This is a genomic window from Blautia sp. HCP28S3_G10, assembly GCF_052065235.1.
Taxonomy (GTDB): domain Bacteria; phylum Bacillota; class Clostridia; order Lachnospirales; family Lachnospiraceae; genus Blautia_A.
Map to the genome: position 1 here is coordinate 1 of NZ_JBQHUL010000076.1, position 3,013 is coordinate 3,013.

The following is a 3,013-nucleotide window of genomic DNA, read 5'->3' on the forward strand; positions in this document are numbered from 1 at the left end:
TGTTGTCCGGCAAATTAAATGATGTCCCATACGGCAGATTATTTCGCACCGATTTTGGATTTCTACAGATGTGTCAGTCACTTTAAAAGTAACTGTTTCTGCGAATTGTTTTCCTGACAGAAAAACACCCGCAAATTAATTGCGGGAGTCTTCTCAGCCGAGAGTGCTGTCATTGATTGCCTGCATCACGATGTCGGCTGTGATCCGGTTAGCTGATTGGCTGTGTCCGATTACAAGTGACGCATTGCAGAGCTTGCTGATTACGCGGGCTGTTCCATCGGAAGCGTTCAGGATCGCTTCGATAGCCGCATCGTCAAAAACAGGATCTGTACAGCCTGCCTTTTTCAGTTTCCATTCAATGTAGGCACGACCTTCCTCTTTTGAGTAGCCGTCTATGTTATAGTTCATGATGATACGCTGACGGAGCGGTTCATGGATGGAAAGCTGCAGCGTATTGTTCAGCTGTGGCAGACCGACCAGAAGGATCACAGCCCGATCCCGGGAGTCCATCTCAAAGTTGAACAGGATCTTCAGATCGTTTAGGACAGCATTTTTGATATAGTTGGCTTCGTCAATGATAATGACGGGAGTTTTTCTCTTGTCCAGGGCAAGCCGGTTGATCTCATCCTGAATGATGTGAAAGTTTTCAGTCTTTCGGTAGGACGGCTGTGCACCCAGGGATGCGGCGAGATTCCGGTAGAAATCATTCACTGTAACGGTAGAAAGGCTGGTATAGATCACCTTATACAGGGAAGGGTTCAGTCCGGCAGACCAGGAACGGACCAGAGTTGTTTTTCCACGGCCCGGAGCACCGGTAAGAAGGCCGAAGCCTTTGGTTCGGGCAAGGTAATCCAGACGAAACTTTGCTTCCGTATACTCAGCACCTTCAAAAAGGATCTCTTTTGAATTCTTTAAAAAAGGATTGAATTCCAGACCATAACGAGCAGTGAGTTCCATTAGTCTTCCCCTCCTGTCAGACGCACTTTGTCCCGTTTCACCGAGGCATTGTCGTGCTTGTTGAGAAGGCGGATCGGCGTGAGGGATCCATCCGCCTCCACAATAAAGATGTCCTTCATATCCGGTGTATAACGGAGGGTGATGCGCTGCTTTGCAAAACGATAGTCAACCTCATACTCCACCTGATCGATTACAATGACAGAGTCAGCGGACACACGGCGCTCGATCTCGAGAAGGAACGAGGATTCGATCTGTTCATCGGGGAGGCGGCAGATCAGTTCCGGTTCCTGAAAGAAGCGTTCCTGCGGGGACATCCCTTTTAGAGAGGAATGCGGACGCTGGTTATAGCTTCTGACAAAGGTCATAAGGCTTCCCCTGAGTTCTTCCAGTGTATGAAAATCCCTCATATCCAGAGATGCCATCCATTGATCCTTCAGAGTACGGAACCATCTCTCAATCTTGGCCTTTTGTGTGGGAGTATAAGGCCTGCAGTAACTGATCACAGAGCCGATCCGGGCGGCAAGCAGTTCCATCTGCCTGTTTTTGTAGGCAGCACCGTTATCAAAGTTGAAAACTTTTGGCCTGCCATACTTGGAGACGGCAGATTTCATGACGGACATAAGGTTCACGAAGGTATCGTGAAAGAAGACATCTGCGCCAAGGATAAAACGGCTGGCATCATCGATCAGTGCGATCACATAAACACGGTGCTTCTTTCCATCCTCGGTTTTCAGATAAGGGCCGGCACTGGAATCACCGCACCATACTTCATTGATGTGTGGTCTTTCGTAACGCCGCATGTCCTGATTGTTGGTCAGACGTTCCTGCAGGACGAGCTGGTTGATGAAACGACAGACCGTAGATTCCGAGAGCTGTCCGGAACGGATGCTGCCGTTATCCTGGAGCTGTTTATAGATCGCAGCCGCAGACATCCGGGGATAATGATGCTTGAGATAGATGATCTGCTCTTTCAGGTCTTCATCGATCTTCCGGCTTACACCGCAGTCAGACCGTCCGGTGGGAACCAAAGCATCAAAACCGGATTTCTTGTAAGAAAGGTACCATTTTTCCAAAGTTCCCGGAGAATAGTGGCGAAGGGAACCATCCGGCGCCTTGATCCCTTTCGCCGAAACGGTACGAAAGTAAGCACTCAGGGATTCATAGTCTTCTTGAGTGCCTGTAATGAGAGGAGCAATCGCAGAATAACGCATCAGAGCGACTGCCTGTTTCTTTTCCTGTTCCATAGGTCAGGCCTCCTTGCTGTTTTTCTTTATAGTAAGGGACAACAAGGGCGCTGTCAGGTAAGGTTATGTGGTATAGGAAAAAAGTTTATTGACCCTCTGATGTATCTGCATGAACTGCGATGAATAATTCGAAAAACAGGAAAGGATCAGATCGTTCAAGGGAAAGAGACGGATCCTGAGAGAGCGCAGCTTTTCTCTCCAGCGGCGCCTGTAGTTTCGGAGTATGGATTTGACGTTGTTTTCATCGATGGAAGGATTGCTCTCACAGACCGTGCTGACGCGGCGGCCATCTTCGTAGTCCCTGCAGATCCTTTGTTGGTCGGGAAGCGGGATCTGGGAGTAGGGAACCATGGAGGATAAAAGAAGTGCATGGGTAGCCCCGCATTCGGAGCATTTCACCCGACAGACCCGGAGCCGGATGGCCCCAGAGGATAGCTTTACTGTCCGCTTGTAGTAACCATGGACCGACAGACAGGCAGAATGAGAACAGGAACAGGTCAGCTGTTGAAACTGAAGATCATGAATAACAGAATCGTAAAAGGATTGAGAAATCTGATTGCAATCTGGGACAAAAATGGTTATCATAGTATTGTGAATAGACACAGGTTTTCCTGTGGATGTGAGCAGTAGCAGGCCAGACTTTTCCAGGGTGCAGGCCTGCTATTTCTTTATGTGACAATCATTATGATAACACAAAGAGGCACGGCATAAAGTAATCCGATGAAAAATCCATCAGAATAATTTATGCTGTGCCCCTTTTTAATTTGATTGAATGTGGCATGGTATAGGACCAGATAAAATGCCGGATAACA

General features: G+C 48.2%; 4 protein-coding genes. 1 reads left to right on the forward strand and 3 read right to left on the reverse strand.

Features of this window, described 5'->3' with window-relative positions:
- Window positions 1-153 precede the first annotated feature (153 nt).
- From ACTNB8_RS16105 to ACTNB8_RS16115, 3 genes are all read right to left on the reverse strand, one after another.
- Window positions 154-957, reverse strand: coding sequence for an ExeA family protein (locus ACTNB8_RS16105; RefSeq protein WP_441056088.1), 804 nt, complete (start codon window positions 955-957; stop codon window positions 154-156).
- The gene (locus ACTNB8_RS16110; protein ID WP_441056089.1) at window positions 957-2,201 is read right to left on the reverse strand and encodes a DDE-type integrase/transposase/recombinase; all 1,245 of its coding nucleotides are present in this window, start codon (window positions 2,199-2,201) and stop codon (window positions 957-959) included. Before ACTNB8_RS16110 ends, ACTNB8_RS16105 begins: the two co-directional genes overlap by 1 nt.
- 63 nt (window positions 2,202-2,264) lie before the next feature.
- A complete protein-coding gene (locus tag ACTNB8_RS16115) occupies window positions 2,265-2,753 on the reverse strand; it encodes a DUF6431 domain-containing protein (protein ID WP_441056090.1) in 489 nt (162 codons plus the stop codon).
- On the opposite strand from ACTNB8_RS16115, the gene ACTNB8_RS16120 reads away from it, so the two are divergent.
- Window positions 2,682-2,831, forward strand: coding sequence for a hypothetical protein (locus ACTNB8_RS16120; protein ID WP_441056091.1), 150 nt, complete (start codon window positions 2,682-2,684; stop codon window positions 2,829-2,831). The genes ACTNB8_RS16115 and ACTNB8_RS16120 overlap by 72 nt on opposite strands.
- Window positions 2,832-3,013 lie beyond the last annotated feature (182 nt).